We start from the raw sequence: 20,105 nt of genomic DNA, 5'->3' as shown, positions 1-20,105 counted from the left end.
GAGCTTTGCCATGAATGCCAAAACCGAAACCCCCGCACTGCCTGAAGGCGCCTGCCTCACCGCCAAGGTCCCTGCACCCGATGCGGCACTGTTGGGCGATGTGCTGGTCAACCCGTACCGCCTGGCCCCGCTGACGGCCATCATCCGCGACGGCGGGCGCGCACTGAGCGCGGCCCATGTGCGGGTACTGGGCCGCGGCGAGCGGGGCGTGGATATCGCCTACGAGGTGTCCGACCGCTCGCTCTGGACCTATGGCGGCATTCCGGTGTTCGGCCTTTACCCCGACTACGTCAACCAGGTGGAAGTGACCTACAAGCTCGACGGCGAGCGCATCCGCGAGCGTTATCAGGTCTACGCGCCGGCGGTGCGTCTGCCGGTGGTGGCCAGGCAGACTGCGGCGTTGCCTGAGGTCGAGCCGGTCAAGGTCGCGCCAGGCTTCGAGCAGCGCCTGTACCTGTTCAACCACCTGCAGGGTGATATCCCCGGTGGCCGGGCCTTCAAGTGGAATGGCCTGGGGGGTGCCGCCGAGTGGGACCAGGTGGGCAACAACTGGATCGCCGACACTAATGGCGACGTGCGCTGGTACCTGGACATCGAGCAGATCCACGATTCCAACCGCCGTGACGGCCTGGGTGGCACCATGGGCTTCCAGCAGACCCGCGATGGCAAGTTGATCTGGGGCCAGGGCCAGACCTACTCCAAGTACGACCTGCTCGGCCGACGTATCTGGCAACGCAGCTTGCCGGACAAGTTTGCCGACTTCTCCCACGAAATCCGCGAGACCGCCAACGGCAGCTACCTGCTGCGGGTGGGCACCAGCGACTACCGCCGCCCGGACGGCAAGCGCGTGCGCTCGATCCGCGACCACATCATCGAGGTCAACGAGGCGGGGGATGTACTCGACTTCTGGGACCTGAACCAGATCCTCGACCCGTACCGTGGCGACCTGCTGGAAACCCTTGGCAAGGCTGCGATCCAGCTGCCCAACGGGGTGCAGAAGCAGGACGACCGGCTGGCCAACGAGCTGGCCGAAGGCGATCTGCCGTTCGGTGACACCCCTGGGGTGGGTACCGGGCGCAACTGGGCGCACGTCAATGCCATCGATTACGACGCAGATGACGACAGCATCATCGTTTCAGCACGCCATCAAGGGGTGGTGAAGATTGGCCGTGACAAGGCGGTGAAGTGGATCCTCGCTTCGCCCCAAGGCTGGCCGCAGCGGCTGCGGGACAAGGTGCTGACCCCGGTTGAAAGCGAGGGCTTTGACTGGTCGTGGACCCAGCACACGGCCTGGCTGACCGGCAAAGGCACCTTGACCGTGTTCGACAACGGCTGGGGGCGTGACTTTGCCCCGACCAAACTGACCGGCAACTACAGCCGCGCGGTGGAATACAAGGTCGACGAGGCCAAGGGCACGGTCGAGCAGGTGTGGGAGTACGGCAAGCAGCGCGGTGACGAGTGGTACAGCCCGGTGACGTCGGTGGTGGCGTACCGGCCCGAGACCGATACCCAGTTCATTTATTCGGCATCGGTGAATTTCCTCACGCCAGAGAAACTGACCACTACGGTGCTGAACGAGGTACGGCGTGGGACGCAGGAGGTGCTGGTGGAATTGAAGGTGCACAGCCGCCAGCCGGGGAGCGTGGGGTATCGGGCGCTGGTGATCGACTTGGCCACGGCGTTTTGAGGTTTGATCGTTTTTTGATCAGGGAGGTGTGGCTTTCGGGCGCTTGCCTTGGGTTTTGAGGTGGGGCGCACATCGAGCGCCGCCCGCGGGGCGCTCGATCTCCCAGGCGCTGAAAATCTCCCCGCTATCACCCCCCTTTCACATTTCTCCCCGCCCGATCGTCTACCCTGTAGCGGCCGTTCTGCGGGCGATTTCAGATGGGCTGTTCAACCATTCGTTCTTTTTTTCGAACAGCCTATTGTCCTACACCCCAGCAGCCGCTTAGCATTCGTTTGAGATTTCAAACGCTCGATGCCCTGCTTTGGGCGCTTTTCAACAATCAACAATTCGGGAAGCCGACATGCAGCTCAAAGACGCTCAGTTGTTCCGCCAGCAAGCCTATATCAATGGTGAGTGGCTGGATGCGGACAATGGCCAGACCATCAAGGTGACCAACCCGGCCACCGGCGAAGTCATCGGTACTGTGCCGAAGATGGGCACCGCGGAAACTCGCCGCGCCATCGAAGCCGCCGACAAAGCCCTGCCGGCCTGGCGTGCCCTGACCGCCAAAGAGCGTTCGGCCAAGCTGCGTCGCTGGTTCGAACTGATGATCGAGAACCAGGATGACCTGGCTCGCCTGATGACCACCGAGCAAGGCAAGCCACTGGCCGAAGCCAAGGGCGAAATCGCCTACGCGGCCTCGTTCATCGAGTGGTTCGCCGAAGAAGCCAAGCGCGTCTACGGTGACACCATCCCGGGCCACCAGCCCGACAAGCGCCTGATCGTCATCAAGCAGCCAATCGGCGTTACCGCGGCCATCACCCCGTGGAACTTCCCGGCGGCGATGATCACCCGTAAAGCCGGCCCGGCCCTGGCCGCTGGCTGCACCATGGTGCTCAAGCCTGCTTCGCAAACCCCGTACTCCGCCCTGGCCCTGGTCGAGCTGGCTCACCGTGCCGGTATTCCGGCTGGCGTGCTGAGCGTCGTCACCGGCAGCGCTGGCGAAGTCGGCGGCGAGCTGACCGGCAACTCCCTGGTACGCAAACTGTCCTTCACCGGCTCGACCGAAATCGGTCGCCAGCTGATGCAAGAATGCGCCAAGGACATCAAGAAGGTTTCCCTGGAGCTGGGCGGCAACGCCCCGTTCATCGTGTTCGACGACGCCGACCTGGACAAGGCCGTCGAGGGCGCGATCATCTCCAAGTACCGTAACAACGGCCAGACCTGCGTCTGCGCCAACCGTATCTACGTGCAGGACGGCGTCTACGACGCGTTCGCCGAGAAGCTGGCCGCCGCAGTGGCCAAGCTGAAGATCGGTAACGGCCTGGAAGACGGCACCACCACTGGCCCGCTGATCGACGGCAAGGCTGTCGCCAAGGTCCAGGAACACATCGAAGACGCAGTCTCCAAAGGCGCCAAGGTGCTGGCCGGTGGCAAGCTGATCGAAGGCAACTTCTTCGAGCCGACCATCCTGGTCAACGTGCCGAAGACTGCTGCTGTCGCCAAGGAAGAGACCTTCGGCCCGTTGGCGCCGCTGTTCCGCTTCCAGGACGAAGCCGAAGTCATCGCCATGTCCAACGACACCGAGTTCGGCCTGGCTTCGTACTTCTACGCCCGTGACATGAGCCGTGTGTTCCGTGTTGCCGAGGCCCTGGAATACGGCATGGTCGGCATCAACACCGGCCTGATCTCCAACGAAGTCGCGCCGTTCGGCGGCATCAAGGCTTCGGGCCTGGGCCGCGAAGGTTCCAAATACGGTATCGAGGACTACCTCGAAATCAAATACCTGTGCATCAGCGTCTGATCACCGGTTAAAAGGCTTTACCTCTGCCAGCGGGGCGCGAGAGCGACGTCTCGCTGGCCTTTTTTACATGCAGTACCTGGTGGCCAGGGCGTTCACGGCAGTCGATCAACGAATACTGTGCGCGAGCACTCCCAGCCACCCCCGAATAAAAGCGCCATTCCGATCGGCGCAATGAGGGCATTATGAGCAAGACCAACGAATCCTTGATGCAACGCCGTGTAGCTGCCGTCCCACGTGGCGTCGGCCAAATTCACCCGATCTTCGTTGATACCGCGAAGAACTCGACCGTGATCGACGTTGAAGGCCGCGAACTGATCGACTTCGCCGGCGGCATCGCTGTACTGAACACCGGCCACCTGCACCCGAAAGTGGTTGCAGCTGTGCAAGAGCAGCTCACCAAAGTCAGCCACACCTGCTTCCAGGTGCTGGCCTACGAACCCTACGTAGAGCTGTGCGAGAAGATCAACAAGCTGGTCCCAGGCAACTTCGACAAGAAGACCCTGCTGGTCACCACCGGCTCCGAAGCCGTTGAAAACGCCGTCAAGATCGCCCGTGCCGCCACTGGCCGTGCTGGCGTGATCGCCTTCACCGGCGCCTACCACGGCCGTACCATGATGACCCTGGGCCTGACCGGCAAGGTTGTGCCGTACTCCGCTGGCATGGGCCTGATGCCAGGCGGCATCTTCCGCGCACTGTTCCCGAACGAACTGCACGGCGTGAGCGTCGACGACGCCATCGCTTCGGTCGAACGCATCTTCAAGAACGATGCCGAGCCTAAGGACATCGCCGCGATCATCCTGGAACCCGTTCAGGGTGAAGGTGGTTTCCTGCCGGCGCCGAAAGAGCTGATGCAGCGCCTGCGCGCCCTGTGCGACCAGCACGGCATCCTGCTGATCGCCGACGAAGTACAGACCGGCGCTGGCCGTACTGGCACCTTCTTCGCCATGGAGCAGATGGGCGTCGCGCCTGACCTGACCACCTTCGCCAAGTCGATCGCTGGCGGCTTCCCGCTGGCCGGTGTGTGCGGCAAGGCCGAGTACATGGACGCCATCGCCCCAGGTGGCCTGGGCGGCACCTACGCCGGTTCGCCGATCGCTTGCGCCGCGGCCCTGGCCGTGATCCAAGTGTTCGAAGAAGAAAAACTGCTGGACCGCAGCAAGGCCGTTGGCGAGCACCTGGTTGCCGGCCTGCGCAAGATCCAGGACAAAAACCCGATCATCGGTGACATCCGTGGTATGGGCTCGATGATTGCTGTCGAAGTCTTCGAGAAAGGCACTCACACCCCGAATTCCGCTGCCGTTGGCCAAGTAGTTGCCAAGGCACGTGACAAGGGTCTGATCCTGCTGTCGTGCGGCACCTACGGCAACGTCCTGCGTATCCTGGTCCCGCTGACCGCCGAAGACGCGCTGCTGGACAAAGGCCTGGCCATCATCGAAGAGTGCTTCGCTGAACTCGCCTAATGTGACGCGCTTCTGAAAAAACCCGCTTCGGCGGGTTTTTTTTGTGCCCAGAAAACCTGAGGGGCGCTATGGTTGACGCAGGACTTGCCCAGGAAGCTGCGACGGATTGCGTGTCAGGGATATTCAGGAGTTGGCCATGAGCGCTGTAGACCCCACCCCACCTTGCGTATTGATAGTCGAAGGCGACCCGTGGGTGCGTGACATGCTCAAGGAGATGCTGCTCAGCGTGCGTTGCGATGCCCGGCTGCAGGTCTGCGCCGACGGCTCGCAGGCACTGACCGCGCTATCGAGCAAGCCCGACCTGATCATCGCTGCGCGTGAGCTGGCCGGCGTCGATGGCCTCGACCTGCTGCGCAAGGTGCGCGCCAAGGGCCCTGGGTTGCCGTTCATTCTGATGAGCAACCGCAGCGACAGCGCCAGCGTGCGCGAGGCGTTGCCGTTGCACCCCACGGCTTATCTGAGCAAGCCACTGAACCTGGAAAACCTGCGCAAGCGTCTGGAAGAGCTGCTGCTGGCCGTGGGCGAGGAAATCGCCTGCCCGGTGCCGCACTTGCAACCGGGTGCCAGCCTGCCTGGCTACCTGGAACAGCGCCGCGCTACCGCCGATGGTGGGCCGCTGCTGGCCGATGTGCAGGTGGCGATCAAGCGGGCGCTGAACCCCCAGGGCCTGAACCTGAAGGTGCTCGAAGAGGAAGTGCGCAACGACCCGCAGGTCACTGCGGTGCTGATCGCCGCCGCCAACAGCGCTGCCCTGCACCGCGATGCGCCCGTGCAAACCTTGCTGCAGGCGTTGAACAAGCTTGGCAGTACCCAGAGCATGAACCTGATCCTGGGCATGACGCTCAAGCGCAGCGCACGGCTGAGTGACCCGCTGCTGGCGCAGCATGCGGCCCACTACTGGAACCTCTCGCTGCACTGTGCCGAATACGGTCGCAGCCTGGCGCGCATGCTCGAACTGGACGAAGGGCGTTGCTACTGCGCGGGGCTGCTGCACTGCCTGGGCGACCTGGCGGTGTTGCGTTGCCTGCAGGAGTGGCGCCTGGCCGGTGGGGAGCTGGACGAGGGCAGGGTGCAGCAGTCACTGGATGAATACGGCGCAGCGTTTGGTTCGGCATTGCGCACGCGCTGGCGCTTGCCACTGGCGCTGCGCGAATTGATCGCGGCGGTTTACCAACTGGGCGGTGGCGTGTATTCGCGGGAGATCCTGGCGATGAACCTGGCTGGGCAATTGTCGCGGCTGCCGGCGGGTCATGGGTTGGAGCCGGTTGCCAGTAACAAGACTGCGCGGCTGCTGAAGATCGGCTTGCCGGAGCTGAGCCGGTTGCGCAAGGTGGAAAACCCTGAGGTGAAGGCGCAGGGTGAAGAATCACCTGTGAACGAAAATGGGGCGGGTGAGGGCGGTTAAGTGCTTGTCTTGGGCTTGGAGGTGCCGCGAACATCGAGCGCCGCCCTGAAAAAACCAAGCCAGGCACCCAGCGGCCCTAAATACAATCTCCAGGCATTCACACCCCCCCAAATTTCACCTAACTACCCCCGTACGATCTGGTTCTTCCCCTGGCGTTTGGCCCGGTACATCGCCGCATCGGCGCGGGCGAACAGGCTGTCCAGGGACTCGTCCTCGTCGCTCAACGCCGTCAGCCCCTGGCTCACGGTCACGCGATATTCGTGATCGCCATGGCTGAAGCTCAGCCGTTGGATCTCGCGTTGCAAACGCTCGGCAATCTGCTCTGCCACCTGCGCATTGCAGCCAGGGAACACTGCCGCAAACTCCTCGCCACCAATACGCCCGAACTGGTCGCCCCGGCGTAGCACGGCTTTGCCGCTGTCGGCGATGCGCTGTAGTACCTGGTCGCCTTCCTGGTGGCCGTAACTGTCATTCACCTGCTTGAAGTCGTCGATGTCCAGCAGCAGGAACGCCAGGGGGGTGCCGTCCTCGCGGGCGTTTTCGAACGCCTGTTGGGCGCATTCGAAGAAGTGCCGACGGTTGCTGCTTTGGGTCAGCACGTCGGTGGTGGCCAGGCGATGCAGTTCGCCTTCAAGCTGCTTCTTCTCGGTGATGTCCTCGGCGATGCCGACAACGATCACCCGCTGCTCGCCCTCGCGCTGCTGGTTGATGTAGCACTTGTCGCTCAGCCAGCGCACCTGGCCTTCGGCATTGAGGATGCGGTACTCGCGGTCTTCCACCGAACCTTTGAGCAGCACCTGGGCCAGGCTGCGCTCGGCGTATTCGAGGTCGTCGGGGTAGATGCTGTCGCGCCACTCGTTGTAGTCGGCCAGCACCAGGCTGGCCGGGCGGCCAAAGATGCGTTCGTAGGCAGGGCTGACGTACAGCACCTGGCGGGCTTCCCAGTCGAACGCCCAAAGCACGGCGTTGACACTGTCGAGCAATGAACTGAACAGTTGTTCGCGCTCACTCAGGCGGGCGACTTCGCCTTGGGCGTGAAGCAGGGCCAGCAAGGTTTGGGCGGCTTCTGGAGGTGGGGTGCCGGGCAGCGATGTTGGAAATTTTTTGGCCATGTGCACGGAGCGAGTCTCGACAAGGAAGCGTGCGGCCAGCATCAGGCCCGCCACGCGGGCGATGTGCCGGGTTGGAGTCGAAACCAGAGGGGGAAGTTCCGAGCGGCACGCCCTGACAGCAGGGCGTGCCGATCAATGGCCTTCAGGCGCCGGTGGGGCGCAGGGAGTAGGTCTTGAGCTGTGCGGCGAAGTCGTGCAGCGCGTGAATACCGCTGGCTTCGGCCTCGTGCACCCAGTCTTTCATGGCGGCGAGCATGTCGTGGCCATTGGCGCTGGTGCGCGCCCAGATTTGCTGCAAGGCCAGGCGCTTTTCGTAGATGACCTTGAGCGCCTGGCTGTGTGCAAGCAGCGACTCGATGCGTACGTGGTGGCGGTCTTCCAGCAGGCTGGTCTCGCGCGACAGCAGGCGCTTGGCGCGGCGGAAGCGGTGGCGTACCGACGCATCGACCTTGGCCAGTTCCTGCTGGACCAGCGGGCCGATCACCAGCTTGCGGTACTGGGCCATGATCTGGAAGCGGTTGTTGAGGATGGCCATGGCGGTGTCCATGTCCAGGTTGGCCTTGCCTTCTACCCGGTGGGCGATCGGTGCTACGCGCTGCACCTTGGCCAGGCGCAACAGGCAGAACAGGCGGATCCAGGCCCAGCCCATGTCGAACTCCCAGCGCTTGACCGAGAGCTTGGCCGAGTTGGGGTAGGTGTGGTGGTTGTTGTGCAGCTCTTCGCCACCGATGACGATGCCCCACGGCACCAGATTGGTGGCAGCGTCACGGCATTCGAAATTGCGGTAGCCCACCGCATGGCCAAGGCCGTTGACCACACCGGCAGCCCAGAACGGAATCCACATCATCTGCACCGCCCAGACGGTGATGCCGAGGGTGCCGAACAGCAGCAGGTCGATCACCGCCAGCAGGGCAATGCCGCCCAGCTTGTAGCGCGAGTAGAGGTTGCGCTCGATCCAGTCGTCCGGGCAGTTCTTGCCGTAGATACGCAAGGTTTCGGGGTTGCGCGCCTCTTCGCGGTAGAGTTCGGCGCCTTTGCGCAGGACCGTACTCAAGCCCTTGTGTACCGGGCTGTGCGGGTCGTCCGGGGTTTCGCACTTGGCGTGGTGCTTGCGGTGGACGGCGGTCCACTCGCGGGTGTTCTGCGCCGTGGTCAGCCACAGCCAGAAGCGGAAGAAGTGCTTGAGCGCGCCATTGAGCTCCAAGGCCCGGTGCGCGGAGTAGCGATGCAGGTAAACCGTGACGCTGACGATGGTCACATGGGTCATCAGCAGTGTGATGCCGACCAGTTGCCAGGCCGACAAGTCGAGCAGGCCGTTGTACCACATAGGTGTTAAAACCCTCGAGAACACAGGGGAAGGGCATGATTATCCCTTGGCAGGGAAATAAAACCAGTCACCCATTCAGATAGGACGTCACGACATGTTTCAACCTTTATAATGCCTGATCTTCGTTCAAGGGCCACTCCCCCCGACATGTCTGTTTCCGTTCGCGACGCCTTGCGCATGGCAGCGCTCTATGTGGTGCTGTCGATCCTCTGGCTGGTGCTCGCCCAGGTACTGCTGCAGGGTATGACTGACGACCCGCTGGCGCTGACCGTGGGGCAGCAGATCAATGTGGTTATCTGGGTGATGTTCAGCGCGGTGCTGATCTTCGTTTCGCGCGCGCGGCTGCTGAATTTCATCGGCATCGGCGTGCGCCTGCGTGGCGAGGACCGCGAGCGGCTGCGCATGGCGGCGGCGGTGTTCGACAGTACCCTCGAAGGCGTGCTGGTGACCGACCGCCAAGGCTTGATCGTGCACGTCAACCGCGCCTTCATGCGCATCACCGGCTACCAGCAGGACGAGGTCGTTGGCCAGCGCCCGAACAAGTTCAAGTCGGGCCGCCACGGCGTGGCGTTCTATCAGCAGATCTTCGCCACCCTGGCCGAGAAGGGTGAATGGAGCGGCGAGATCTGGAACCGCCGCAAAAGTGGCGAGATCTACCCGCAATGGCAAACGATCCGTGCCATACACGATGACGCCGGCGAGCTGAGCCATTACGTGGCGGTGTTCAGCGACATCAGCGCGATCAAGCATACCGAGCAAGAGCTGGCCTACCTGGCGCATCACGACCCGCTGACCGGCCTGCCCAACCGCTTGCTGTTCACCGACCGCGTCGAACAGGCACTGGTCACGGCGCAAGCCAACAAGCGCGGTTGCGGCTTGCTGCTGCTCGACCTGGACCATTTCCAGAGTATCAACGACGGGCTTGGCCACACCATTGGCGACCAGTTGCTCAAGCTGGTGGGCGAGCGCCTGGGCGAGGTGGTGGGCAGCGGTGTGACCCTGGCGCGCCTGGGCGGCGACGAGTTCGGTGTACTGGCCGAGAACTGCCAGCAGGTCGGCCAGGCCGGCAAGCTGGCGCAGCGCATCATCGAGCGCATGCGCGAGCCGTTCGTGTTTGATGGGCATCGCCTGTTCATCAGTGTCAGCGTGGGCATCGGCCTGTTCCCCAGCGATGCCTTGAGCGCCGAGCAACTGCTGCGTAACGCCGACTCGGCGCTGTTCAAGGCCAAGAGCAGCGGGCGCGCCTGCTATGCGCTGTACACCGAGGAGCTGACCGCGCACGCCCAGCACCGGGTGGAAACCGCGGGCGAGCTGCGCCGGGCGCTGGAGCAGGACGAATTGCGGGCGTACTTCCAGCCGGTGCACGACCTGGCCACGGCGAAGCGGGTTGGGGTCGAGACGCTGGTACGCTGGCAGCATCCGCAACGCGGCCTGGTGCCCCCGAGCGAATTCATCCCGATCGCCGAGCGCACCGGGCTGATTGCCGAGATCGACGCCTGGGTGCTGCGCCAGGCATGCCGGCAGATGGTGCAGTGGCAGCGTGAAGGCCGGCAAATGGCCTTTGTGGCGGTGAATATCTCAAGCCGTCTGTTTGGCCAGCACGCGCTGTATCGGCAGGTGGCCGAGGTGTTGCACGAAACCGGCCTTGACCCGGCGTTGCTCGAACTGGAAGTGACCGAAAGCGCAGTGATGGAAGACCCGGAAGTAGCGCTGGAGCAGCTGCATCGCTTGCGTGAGCTGGGGGTCACCTTGGCTATCGACGATTTCGGTACAGGCTATTCGTCGCTGCTGCGGCTCAAGCGCTTGCCGGTGCAGAAGCTGAAAATCGACCAGGGGTTTGTCGCCGGGTTGCCGCATGACGACGATGACATTGCGATTGTGCGGGTGATCATCGCTCTGGCCCGCAGCATGGGCATGCAGGTGCATGCCGAGGGCATCGAGCAGCAGGAACAGGCCAGCTTTTTGCTGCAGGAACATTGTCAGTTGGGGCAGGGGTACTGGTTTGGGCGGCCGGTGCCGGCTGGGGATTTGGATTGGGAGTGAGGTGGTGCCCGTATGATCTTGGGGCCGCACAGCGGCCCACCAAATGGCTCACCGCTTGTTCAACCCCTTCGCCAACCGATCCCCACCCAGCTGAATCACCGCTACCAGCGCCACCAGCATGGCAATCACGGTCAGCATGATCTGGCTGTCAAAGCGCTGGTACCCATAGCGATAGGCAATATCCCCCAGCCCACCGGCGCCAATCGCCCCGGCCATGGCCGACGAGTTGATCAAGGTCACCAGGGTGATGGTGAACCCGCCGACGATGCCCGGCAGCGCTTCGGGCAACAGCACATGCCAGACGATGTGCCAGCGGCGGCAGCCCATGGCTTGCGCGGCTTCCACCAAGCCATGGTCGACTTCGCGCAGGCTCACTTCGGCAATGCGTGCAAAGAAGGGTGTGGCGGCGATGGTCAGCGGCACCACGGCCGCCCACACGCCGTAGGTAGTACCGACCAACAGGCGGGTGAAGGGTATCAGCGCGACCATCAGGATCAGAAACGGGATCGAGCGGAACAGGTTGACGAACGCGCCCAGCACCCGGTTAAGCAGGCGCGCCTCGAATATCCCGCCTTTGTCGCTGGTGACCAGCAGCACCGCCATCGGCACCCCGACCAACAGGGCGATCAGCGAAGACACGCCGACCATCAGCAGGGTATCGAGCAAGCCTTCAAGCAGGCGATCAAACCACATGGCCCAATACCTCCACGTCTTCGGCCCAACGGCGGGCGCGCGCCAGCAGCTGGTCGGTTTCGTGTGGCGAGTGCTGCACCGACAGGATCAACTGCCCGAGCGCATGCTCACCTATGGTTTCAACACCCCCTTGCAACAGGCGTACACGCCCGCCCAGGTCGTTGAACAGGGCCGACAGCTCCGGCTCGCCGAGCAAGGTCAGCTTGAGTACCACGGCGCTGTCGCGGCTCACCGGGCTGGCCTTGAGGCTGGCCTGCAAGCTAGCTGGCAACTTGGCCTGCAACGGCGCGAGCAAGGTGCGGGTCACCTCGTGGCGTGGTGCGCCGAATACCCGCCAGACCTCGCCTTGCTCGACCACTTCGCCACGCTCCAGTACCACCACGCGGTGGCAGATATCGCGGATCACCGCCATCTCATGGGTGATCAGTACGATGGTCAGGCCCAGGCGCTGGTTGATGTCGCGCAGCAGCTCAAGGATCGAGGCAGTGGTTTCAGGGTCCAGTGCCGATGTGGCCTCGTCGCACAAGAGGATCTCGGGGTCGTGCACCAGTGCCCGGGCAATACCGACACGCTGCTTTTGCCCGCCGGAAAGCTGCGCCGGGTATACCTGGTGCTTTTCCTGCAGGCCAACCAGTTCCAGCAGCGCGCGGACCTTGCGTTGGCGTTCGGCCTTGGGCACACCGGCCACCTTCAGCGGCAGCTCGACGTTCTGCCACACGGTCTTGGCCGACATCAGGTTGAAGTGCTGAAAGATCATGCCGATGCGACGGCGCAGCGCGACCAGGCGGTCCTCGTCGAACGGTGCAATGTCTACCTGGTCGATCAGCACGCGGCCTTGGCTGGGCTGCTCCAGGCGGTTGATGGTACGCAGCAGCGATGACTTGCCGGCGCCACTGCGGCCGATGATGCCGAAGATCTCACCCCGGCGGATGTTCAGGTCGATGCCGTGCAAGGCGGGCTGCGCCTGGCCAGGGTAGGTCTTGCCCAGGCCGATGAAGCGCACATGGGCTTCATTGACGTCGGGGCGCAGGGCCTGTTCCTTGGCCGTTGGCGGCAATGGTTGTGGGGTCGGCGCCCTGAGCGCGCTGGCCTGGCTCATGTCAGCCCTCCCAACCGGCCTGGTAGAGGTTGCCGTGGGCTTTGTTCAACGCCGCGCGCACGGCGGGCGAGTGCTGGTAGATGTCGACGAACTTGGCCAGGCGGGGGTCGTCCTTGTTTTGCGGACGGATGACGAACTGGATCACGTACTCCTTGTTCTCCAGGCCGTCGAATAGCAGCGCCGAGGTGGCGTCGAAGGTGTTGGCCAGGCGGATGTAGGCCGGGTAGCCCTGGACCAGGTCGGCGTCGTCATAGGCGCGCACCAGTTGCACCGCCTCGACCTGCAGAATCTTCAGTTTCTTGGGGTTGGCGACGATGTCGTCTTCTGTGGCCTTGTAGCCGACCCCCGGCTTGAGCGTGATCAGCCCGGCCTTGGCCAGCAGTTGCAGGCCACGGCCGCTGTTGATCGGGTCGTTGGCGATGGCCACGCTGGCGCCTTCGGGAAGCTCGGCGAAGCTTTTGTATCGCTTGGAGTACAAGCCGACGTTGTTGATGATGCCCGGCGCGTAAGGCACCAGGTTGAAGCCTGCGGCGGCCTTGGCGTTTTCCAGGAACGGGATGTGCTGGAAGTAGTTCACGTCGATGTCGCCGCTGTTGAGGCTGACATTGGGCGCGATCCAGTCGCTGAACTCGATCAGTTTCACTTCCAGGCCCTGCTTGTGGGCCTCTTCCACGGCGGTTTCCAGTGGGATGGCGAAGGCTGAGGTGGTGCCGATCTTCAAGGGCTCGGCGGCGATCGCGCTGGCGCACAGGCCGAGGGTGAAGGCCATGGCCGCGACGGGCCGGAACAGTTTCTCAAGCATGGTGCAAGGCTCCAGTCGGGGCGGGGGTTGGGGTGAAGCGGTAGGCCGAGCCGGGGTGGCTGGCGGGCAGGTGCGGGTGGTCGCTGTCGAACAGCTTCTCGCGCAGGGTGCCTTCGGCGTAGGCGGTCTTGTAACGGCCGCGCTGTTGCAGTTGCGGGATGACCAGGTCGATGAAGTCTTCAAAGCTTTCCGGGGTAACGGTGCGGGTCAGGTTGAAGCCGTCCAGCCCGGTTTCGTCGAGCCAGGCGATCAGCGCATCGGCGACCTGCTCGGGTGTGCCGACCAAGGTCACGTAGCGCCCGCCCAAGGCGTGTTGCTCAAGCAGGCGGCGGCGGGTCCAGGCGTTTTCCTGCAGCTGGCGGGTGGCCGACTGAATGGCGTTGCCCTTGCTGAAACCGATCGGCTCGTCCAGCCCATAGGCCGCAAAATCGATGCCGGTGGAGGCGGCGAAGTGCGCAACGCCAGCCTCTGGGCTGGCATGACGCAGGTACTCGGCATGCTTGGCCTGGGCCTGTTGCTCGGTGGCGGCGACGATCACCGTGATGCCCATGAACACCTTGATGGCCTGCGGATCGCGGCCGGCTGCCTGGGCGGCGGCGCGTACCTTGTCGACCTGGGCGCGGGTGGCGGTTTTGTCCTGGCCGCTGATGAACACGCATTCGGCATGGTTGCCGGCGAACGCCAGGCCGCGTGCGGAGCTGCCCGCCTGGAACAGCACCGGTGTGCGCTGCGGTGACGGTTCGCTCAGGTGGTAGCCCTCGACGTTGTAGAACTCGCCGTGGTGGCTGACCTTGCGCACCTTGTCGGGCTGGGCGTAGATGCGCTGCTCGCGGTCGGCGACCACGGCATCGTCGGCCCAGCTGCCTTCGAGCAGTTTGTACAGCACCTGCAGGTATTCGTCGGCCTGGTCGTAGCGGCGGTCGTGCTCGGGTTGCTGCGCCAGGCCCATGGCGCGGGCAGCGCTGTCGAGGTAGCCGGTGACGATGTTCCAGCCGACCCGGCCGTTACTCAGGTGGTCTAGGGTGGAGAGGCGGCGGGCGAACAGGTAGGGCGCTTCGTACGTGAGGTTGGCGGTAAGGCCGAAGCCCAGGTGGCGGGTGGCTGCGGCCATGGCCGAGACCAGCAGCAAGGGGTCGTTGACCGGCAGCTGGATCGACTCCTTGAGGGTCACCTCCAGCGACTGGCCATAAATATCGTAGGTGCCGACGATGTCGGCGATGAACAGCCCGTCGAACAGCCCCCGTTCCAGCAGGCGGGCCAGGTCGGTCCAGTACGCGAGGGTCTTGTACTGGGTCGAGGTGTCCCGCGGGTGGGTCCACAGGCCATGGTTGATATGCCCGATGCAGTTCATGTTGAAGGCATTGAGCAGCATCTGCTTGGCCATCAGATGGTCCCCCGGCGGGGCGGGTTTTCGTTGTTGAGGTAGTAGTTGCCGATGGCGTGGTACTTCCAGCGCACCGGGTCGTGCAGGGTGTGCACCCGGGCGTTGCGCCAATGGCGGTCGAGGTTGTGCTCGGCCAGGGTGGCCTGGCTGCCGGCCAGTTCGAACAGCGTGGTACCGGCGGCTAGGGAGATTTCGGTGCTGATGGCGCGTGCTTCGGCCACGGCGATGGAGGCGGCGGCGACGTTGTCGGCGCTGCTATCCTGCTGAGCGCGGTCGAGGTATTCGCCCGCGCGTTCCAGCAGGGCTTCGGTGGCGTGCAGGCGGATTGCGAGCTGGCCGAAGCTTTTCAGGGTCAGTGGGTCTTCACTGGCCTTGTCCAGGCCCGAGTCGACCCAGGGGCGGCTGCGGGTGCGCACGAAGTGCAGGGCATCCTCGTAGGCGGCGCGGGCGATGCCGGTGTCGATGGCAGCGTGGAGGATCTGTGCCAGTGGGCCGACCGGGGTCGGGCGTTCGAATGCGCTCTGGAACGGCACGACGTCTTCGGCACGCACCCACACGTTGTCGAATACCACCGAGCCACTGCCGGTGGTGCGCTGGCCAAAACCGCTCCAGTCGTCGATCACCTGCAGGCCCTGGCTGTCGGCGGGGACGAAGGCCAGTTGCTGCACGCCGTCTTCGTCGATCACCGAGGTGGGGATGCGCTGGGCGTAAAGGGCGCCGGTGGCGTAGAACTTGCGGCCATTGATACGAAAGCCGTCGCCATCTCGGGTCAGGCGGGTGGTGCGGTCGTTGGCGGTTTTCGTGCCCAGCTCGGCCAAGGCATTGCCGAAGCGCCGGCCCGCCAGCACTTCGGCGTACAAGCGCTGTTGCTGCTCGGGGCTGCCGTTTACGCGCAGGACTTCCAGGGCGTAGAAATGGTTTTGCGGTATTTGCCCGAGCGAGGCGTCGGCCTGGGCAATGCGGGCGATGACCTTGGCCAGGGTAACATTGGAAACACCGGCGCCGCCGAAGGCCTTGGGTACGCTGATGGCCCACAGGCCAGAGCGGGTGAACAGGTCGAGTTCGGCGAGGGGGAGGCGGCGCTCGCGGTCGCGCAGGGCGCTGTCGCGGCGCAGTTGCTGGGCGATGTCTTCAGCGATGGCCAGGGCTTGGCTGTCGTGGGTGATGATGTTTGTGGTCATGGTGTTTCTCCGGGGCCTTTGGGGCCACTTCGCGGCCCTTTCGCGACGCGAGGCCGCTCCTACAGGGATCGGGGGCTGTCTGTAGGAGCGGCCTTGCGTCGCGAAAGGGCTGCACAGCAGCCCCCAGGGCCAAAAAATCAGATCCAGGAATGCCGAGCAGGCAGGGTGCCGTTGAGGTGGTAGGCCCCCACCGCGTGGTACTTCCAGCGCACCGGGTCATGCAGGGTGTGCACCCGGGCATTGCGCCAGTGGCGGTCGAGGTTGAACTCGGCAAGGGTGGCGCGGCTGCCGGCCAGCTCGAACAGCTTCTCGCTGGCCTGCAGGCTGATTTCGGTGGTCAACACCTTGGCCTCGGCCACGGCGATCGAAGCGCGGGCCGCAGCGGCTGCGTCCACTGGCGCGGCATTGACCTCATCGAGTACCCGCGCCGCCTTGCGCAGCAGCGCCTCGGCAGCGTGCAGCTCAAGCTTGAGGCGGCCGATATCGGCAATCACATACGGGTCGTCGCTGGCGCGCTCGACCTTGGCCTCGATCCACGGCCGCGACTTCTCCCGCACAAAGCGGATGGCCTCTTCGATGGCCGCTTCGGCGATGCCGGCGTCGATGGCGGCCTGGATCAACTGCGAGGCTGCCCCCTGGATATTGGGGATGTCACGCTGGCGCCAGTTGTCGATCACCAGCTCCGCGTCCACCGGCACCTGGTCGAGCAGCACGGTGCCGCTGGCAGTGGTGCGTTGGCCGAAACCGGACCAGTCATCGACGATGCGCAGGCCCGGGCTGCCACGGCGGACGAAGGCAAGGCGCTGGCGGCCCTCGTCATCCAGCGCCTTGACCGCCACCCAGTGGGCGAACAGGGCACCAGTGGAGTAGAACTTTTCGCCACTGATGCGGTAGCCGTCGCCCGTGAGTGTGATCTTCGCCTTCAGGGTCAGGGTGTCTTTGGTGCCGCGCTCGGGGCCGGCGTTGCCGATGCGCCAGCCGTCCAGCACGCTGCGGAAGATCACCGCCTGCTGTGCTTCGGTGGCCGTCAGGCGCAGCAACTGCAGCATGCCGAACTGATTCTGCGGGATCTGCCCCAGGGCCGGGTCGGCGGCACTGATCAGGCGGAACACTTCGGCGACGGTTTCGAACGAGACATCAGGGCCGCCGTGGGCCTTGGGTACGCTGATGCTGCCCAGGCCGCTGCGGGTGAACTGCTCGATCTCTGCCCACGGCAGCTTGCGTTGCTGGTCGCGGCGCGCGGCCTGCTCACGGGCCACATCGGCCAGCTCGCGAGCGGCTTGAAGGGCTTCGGCGTCGTTGCGCAGCACCTTGGCTGGCAACAGCAGGGGCGAGCTGTCGAGGTCGCTGTGGAAAAGGGTATTTGGCTGGCTGGACATCAGTACCGCTCCTTGGCTGCACTCAATGCCCTGGCGATACGCACTGGGGTGATTGTGATCCTGACCATTCCTAACCTCACAAAAGTAGATGTGTCGCTTCAGCTGATGGCGACAGACGTTTGCTGGTCCGGTGGTCCGGTGTATATACCCTAATGGCTTATCAAAAGATTATGAACTAACCTTTTGGAATATATATAGAAGTCGAGATGTGCACGGGGTGTGCCGGCCCTATCGCGGGTTCACCCGCGAAGAGGCCGCTGCAGGCTTACTCGGAAGCCGCAGTACCGAGAAACTTGCGCAAGAACTGCCGGGTACGCTCTTCCTTGGGCGCGGCAAACAATGCCTTGGCCTCTCCCTGCTCGACGATCACGCCCTTGTCGAAGAAGATCACCCGGTTCGCCACATCCCGCGCAAAGCTCATCTCGTGGGTGACGATGATCATGGTGCGCTTCTCTTCGGCTAGGCCGCGGATGGTGGCGAGCACTTCACCGACCAACTCGGGGTCGAGCGCCGAGGTGGGTTCGTCGAACAGGATCACCTCAGGCTCCATGGCCAGGGCACGGGCAATGGCTACCCGCTGCTGCTGGCCACCGGACAGGCGCCGGGGGTAGGCGTCTTCCTTGCCCGCCAGGCCGACCTTGGCCAACAGCTTGCGCCCCAGCGCCACGGCTTGGTCGCGGGGCGTCTTCTTGACGATCACCGGCCCCTCGATCACGTTCTCCAGGGCAGTGCGGTGCGGGAACAGGTTGAAGTTCTGGAACACGAACCCGGCCTGCTGACGCAACCGGCGGATCGCACTTTGCTGACCGCCCAGCGGGCGATTGGCATCGATGCTGATGGCGCCGATCTGGATCTGCCCCGCGTCGGGGGTTTCCAGCAGGTTCAGGCAGCGCAGGAAGGTGGTCTTGCCAGAGCCGCTGGGGCCGATGATGGCGACCACTTCGCCCGGCTGCACGGTAAGGTCGATGCCGTTGAGCACGGTCTGGCCCTTGAACTGCTTGGACAGGCCCTTGACTACGATCATGCTCAATGCTCCTGGTCATGCTGGTTGACCCGCGCTTCCATGCGGTTCTGGAAGTGCGCGAGGATACTGCAGAGTATCCAGTAGATAACGGCCACAGCCAGGTACATGGTGAAGACTTCGAAGGTGCGTGCGGTAATCAGCTGGGCCTGGCGGAACAGCTCGGGCACCTGGATGGTCGCCGCCAGGGCGGTGTCCTTGACCAGCGAGATGAAGCTGTTGCCCAACGGCGGCAAGGCTGTGCGCAAAGCCTGCGGCAGGATTGCCCGGCGCATGGCCTGGGTGCGGGTCATGCCAATGCTGGCGGCGGCCTCCCACTGGCCACGGTCGATCGAGGAAATCGCCGCCCGCAGGATTTCGCAGATATAGGCGGCCATGTTCAGCGACAGGCCGATCAGCGAGGCCGGGATCGGGTCGAGTTCGATACCGATCTGCGGCATGCCGAAGTAGATCACGAACAGCTGCACCAGCAGCGGCGTGCCCCGGAAGAACGACACGTAGATGCGTGCCAGCCAGTCCAGCGGCAGGATCTTCGACAGCCGCATCAGGGCCAGGGCAAAGCCCAGCACCAGGCCGAAGAACATGCCGCCGACACTGAGCAGCACCGTATAACCCGCGCCCTTCAGCAGGAAGGGCGTGGAATCGACAACGAGTTGCAGGCTTTCAGCGATCATTTGGTGACATCGGCACCGAAGTATTTCTCCGACAACTTGGCCAGCGTGCCGTCGGCTTTGAGCTTGTCGATGGCCTTGTTGATTGCCGCCAGCAGTTCAGGCTCGCCCTTGCGCAGGGCCACGCCGCTTTCCAGACGCGAGAAGGCGTCACCTGCCAGTTCCGTGTCCTTGGCTTTTTGCGCGTATTCCAACGCGGCCAGGCGGTCGATCAGGATGGCGTCGATGCGGCCGTTGCGCAGGTCGGCGAACTTGCTCGGGTCATCCTCGTAGGTGCGCACGTCCGCTTTCGGCACGTCCTGCTTCACCCATTGTTCGTAGTTGGTGCCCAGGCCCACGCCGACCTTCTTGCCTGCCAGGTCCTGCGCGGTCTTGATGTTCAGCTGCTCGGCCTTCTTCTTCAGGATCAGCGCCTGAATGCCAGAGACGGTGTAGGGCTCGGAGAAGTCGTACTTCTTCTTGCGCTCTTCGGAAATGGTCACCTGGTTGATCACCACATCCAGCCGCTTGGACTCCAGTGCCGCGAGGATGCCATCCCATTTGGTCGGTTGAACTTTAGCCTTGACCCCCAGCTCCTTTGCCAGCAGCTCGGAAAGCTCGACTTCGAAGCCGCTCAGCTTGCCGTTTTCGTCCTGGAAGCTGAAGGGCGGGTAGGTGCCTTCCAGGCCGACGTTGATCACGCCCTTTTCCTGGATGGTCTTCAACTGCTCGCCGGCGAACGCCTGGCTGAGCAGGCCAGCACCCAGCAGGATGGCCAGGCTGGCGTTGAGTAGCGGTTTGGCGAATTTCGACATGTCAGGCCCCGCGCTTGTTGTAGAAGTGGTGGGTGGCGACTATAGAGTTGGCCGCTTAGGCCAGGAAATAATAAAAAATTATCTTATTATTCCTTTTTTGTTTTTCTATCGGTGCAGGTCAGCTTTGAGGGTAGGCCAGGATGCTGGCGCCGTCATCGCGGCTTATGCCCGACTTAGCGCAGGATGGAATAAAGCGTTGTTTTTTCCAAGGGATGGATTTGCCGTAGAGTGGATTGCATAACGACAGATTGGCCCCAGGCAGGA

At 63.6% G+C, this 20,105-nt stretch carries 16 protein-coding genes; 5 read left to right on the top strand and 11 right to left on the bottom strand.

Annotated features, from left to right (window positions below; genetic code table 11):
- The first annotated feature begins 10 nt into the window (after positions 1-10).
- From DJ563_RS20020 to DJ563_RS20005, 4 genes are all read left to right on the top strand, one after another.
- Positions 11-1,687 (top strand): aryl-sulfate sulfotransferase, encoded by a 1,677-nt coding sequence (locus DJ563_RS20020; protein WP_434518229.1) that lies wholly within the window; start codon positions 11-13, stop codon positions 1,685-1,687.
- A 340-nt stretch (positions 1,688-2,027) separates the two neighbouring features.
- Entirely contained in the window at positions 2,028-3,470 is a 1,443-nt protein-coding gene (gene gabD / locus DJ563_RS20015; RefSeq protein ID WP_186660500.1) for an NADP-dependent succinate-semialdehyde dehydrogenase, read from the top strand.
- Between the two features lie 182 nt (positions 3,471-3,652).
- A complete protein-coding gene (gabT, locus tag DJ563_RS20010) occupies positions 3,653-4,930 on the top strand; it encodes a 4-aminobutyrate--2-oxoglutarate transaminase (RefSeq protein ID WP_434518228.1) in 1,278 nt (425 codons plus the stop codon).
- Between the two features lie 136 nt (positions 4,931-5,066).
- Positions 5,067-6,335 (top strand): response regulator, encoded by a 1,269-nt coding sequence (locus tag DJ563_RS20005; protein ID WP_274098049.1) that lies wholly within the window; start codon positions 5,067-5,069, stop codon positions 6,333-6,335.
- Positions 6,336-6,457: 122 nt separating this feature from the next.
- Here DJ563_RS20005 and DJ563_RS20000 read toward each other — a convergent pair whose 3' ends face one another.
- Positions 6,458-7,489 carry a GGDEF domain-containing protein gene (locus DJ563_RS20000; protein ID WP_434518227.1) on the bottom strand — a complete coding sequence of 344 codons (1,032 nt, stop codon included), beginning with the start codon at positions 7,487-7,489 and terminating at the stop codon, positions 6,458-6,460.
- 100 nt (positions 7,490-7,589) lie between these two features.
- Positions 7,590-8,774 carry a delta-9 fatty acid desaturase DesA gene (gene desA / locus DJ563_RS19995; RefSeq protein WP_274098047.1) on the bottom strand — a complete coding sequence of 395 codons (1,185 nt, stop codon included), beginning with the start codon at positions 8,772-8,774 and terminating at the stop codon, positions 7,590-7,592.
- Between the two features lie 147 nt (positions 8,775-8,921).
- Between desA and dibA the strand changes: the two genes are divergently transcribed.
- Positions 8,922-10,817, top strand: coding sequence for a phosphodiesterase DibA (gene dibA / locus DJ563_RS19990; protein WP_434518226.1), 1,896 nt, complete (start codon positions 8,922-8,924; stop codon positions 10,815-10,817).
- Positions 10,818-10,865: 48 nt separating this feature from the next.
- Here the strand turns inward: dibA and DJ563_RS19985 are convergent, their stop codons facing one another.
- The 9 genes from DJ563_RS19985 to tcyJ all read right to left on the bottom strand — a co-directional run bounded on the left by DJ563_RS19985 (position 10,866) and on the right by tcyJ (position 19,841).
- Complete coding sequence (locus DJ563_RS19985) at positions 10,866-11,510, bottom strand: methionine ABC transporter permease (RefSeq protein ID WP_033703266.1); 645 nt, start codon at positions 11,508-11,510, stop codon at positions 10,866-10,868.
- A complete protein-coding gene (locus DJ563_RS19980; protein WP_434518225.1) occupies positions 11,500-12,609 on the bottom strand; it encodes a methionine ABC transporter ATP-binding protein in 1,110 nt (369 codons plus the stop codon). The genes DJ563_RS19985 and DJ563_RS19980 overlap by 11 nt, the downstream gene beginning before the upstream one ends.
- A 1-nt stretch (position 12,610) precedes the next feature.
- Complete coding sequence (locus DJ563_RS19975) at positions 12,611-13,411, bottom strand: MetQ/NlpA family ABC transporter substrate-binding protein (RefSeq protein ID WP_274098045.1); 801 nt, start codon at positions 13,409-13,411, stop codon at positions 12,611-12,613.
- Positions 13,404-14,795: an LLM class flavin-dependent oxidoreductase gene (locus DJ563_RS19970; RefSeq protein ID WP_274098044.1), complete on the bottom strand. Its 1,392-nt coding sequence runs from the start codon at positions 14,793-14,795 to the stop codon at positions 13,404-13,406. The genes DJ563_RS19975 and DJ563_RS19970 overlap by 8 nt, the downstream gene beginning before the upstream one ends.
- On the bottom strand, positions 14,795-15,976 hold the full coding sequence (locus DJ563_RS19965; protein ID WP_274098043.1) for an SfnB family sulfur acquisition oxidoreductase: 1,182 nt from the start codon (positions 15,974-15,976) through the stop codon (positions 14,795-14,797). Before DJ563_RS19965 ends, DJ563_RS19970 begins: the two co-directional genes overlap by 1 nt.
- A gap of 137 nt (positions 15,977-16,113) precedes the next feature.
- A complete protein-coding gene (locus DJ563_RS19960) occupies positions 16,114-17,355 on the bottom strand; it encodes an SfnB family sulfur acquisition oxidoreductase (RefSeq protein ID WP_274100037.1) in 1,242 nt (413 codons plus the stop codon).
- 265 nt (positions 17,356-17,620) lie between these two features.
- Entirely contained in the window at positions 17,621-18,379 is a 759-nt protein-coding gene (tcyN, locus tag DJ563_RS19955) for an L-cystine ABC transporter ATP-binding protein TcyN (protein WP_186660463.1), read from the bottom strand.
- Positions 18,380-18,381: 2 nt separating this feature from the next.
- Entirely contained in the window at positions 18,382-19,050 is a 669-nt protein-coding gene (gene tcyL / locus DJ563_RS19950) for a cystine ABC transporter permease (protein ID WP_033703258.1), read from the bottom strand.
- On the bottom strand, positions 19,047-19,841 hold the full coding sequence (tcyJ, locus tag DJ563_RS19945; RefSeq protein WP_095064963.1) for a cystine ABC transporter substrate-binding protein: 795 nt from the start codon (positions 19,839-19,841) through the stop codon (positions 19,047-19,049). Before tcyJ ends, tcyL begins: the two co-directional genes overlap by 4 nt.
- Positions 19,842-20,105 lie beyond the last annotated feature (264 nt).

Source organism: Pseudomonas sp. NFX1, from assembly GCF_051123555.1.
Taxonomy (GTDB): domain Bacteria; phylum Pseudomonadota; class Gammaproteobacteria; order Pseudomonadales; family Pseudomonadaceae; genus Aquipseudomonas; species Aquipseudomonas capeferrum.
The sequence above is the reverse complement of the archived record's forward strand: the minus strand, read 5'-3'. Positions and strand labels throughout refer to the sequence as shown.

Bases quoted from the DNA above. Each gene is read 5' to 3' on its own strand.
- tcyL (WP_033703258.1), bottom strand. From the start codon at position 19,050: ATGATCGCTGAAAGCCTGCAACTCGTTGTCGATTCCACGCCCTTCCTG.
- tcyJ (WP_095064963.1), bottom strand. From the start codon at position 19,841: ATGTCGAAATTCGCCAAACCGCTACTCAACGCCAGCCTGGCCATCCTG.
- tcyN (WP_186660463.1), bottom strand. From the start codon at position 18,379: ATGATCGTAGTCAAGGGCCTGTCCAAGCAGTTCAAGGGCCAGACCGTG.
- gabT (WP_434518228.1), top strand. From the start codon at position 3,653: ATGAGCAAGACCAACGAATCCTTGATGCAACGCCGTGTAGCTGCCGTC.
- DJ563_RS19975 (WP_274098045.1), bottom strand. From the start codon at position 13,411: ATGCTTGAGAAACTGTTCCGGCCCGTCGCGGCCATGGCCTTCACCCTC.
- dibA (WP_434518226.1), top strand. From the start codon at position 8,922: ATGTCTGTTTCCGTTCGCGACGCCTTGCGCATGGCAGCGCTCTATGTG.
- desA (WP_274098047.1), bottom strand. From the start codon at position 8,774: ATGTGGTACAACGGCCTGCTCGACTTGTCGGCCTGGCAACTGGTCGGC.
- DJ563_RS19970 (WP_274098044.1), bottom strand. From the start codon at position 14,795: ATGGCCAAGCAGATGCTGCTCAATGCCTTCAACATGAACTGCATCGGG.
- gabD (WP_186660500.1), top strand. From the start codon at position 2,028: ATGCAGCTCAAAGACGCTCAGTTGTTCCGCCAGCAAGCCTATATCAAT.
- DJ563_RS19985 (WP_033703266.1), bottom strand. From the start codon at position 11,510: ATGTGGTTTGATCGCCTGCTTGAAGGCTTGCTCGATACCCTGCTGATG.
- DJ563_RS19980 (WP_434518225.1), bottom strand. From the start codon at position 12,609: ATGAGCCAGGCCAGCGCGCTCAGGGCGCCGACCCCACAACCATTGCCG.
- DJ563_RS20005 (WP_274098049.1), top strand. From the start codon at position 5,067: ATGAGCGCTGTAGACCCCACCCCACCTTGCGTATTGATAGTCGAAGGC.
- DJ563_RS20020 (WP_434518229.1), top strand. From the start codon at position 11: ATGAATGCCAAAACCGAAACCCCCGCACTGCCTGAAGGCGCCTGCCTC.
- DJ563_RS19960 (WP_274100037.1), bottom strand. From the start codon at position 17,355: ATGTCCAGCCAGCCAAATACCCTTTTCCACAGCGACCTCGACAGCTCG.
- DJ563_RS19965 (WP_274098043.1), bottom strand. From the start codon at position 15,976: ATGACCACAAACATCATCACCCACGACAGCCAAGCCCTGGCCATCGCT.
- DJ563_RS20000 (WP_434518227.1), bottom strand. From the start codon at position 7,489: ATGCTGGCCGCACGCTTCCTTGTCGAGACTCGCTCCGTGCACATGGCC.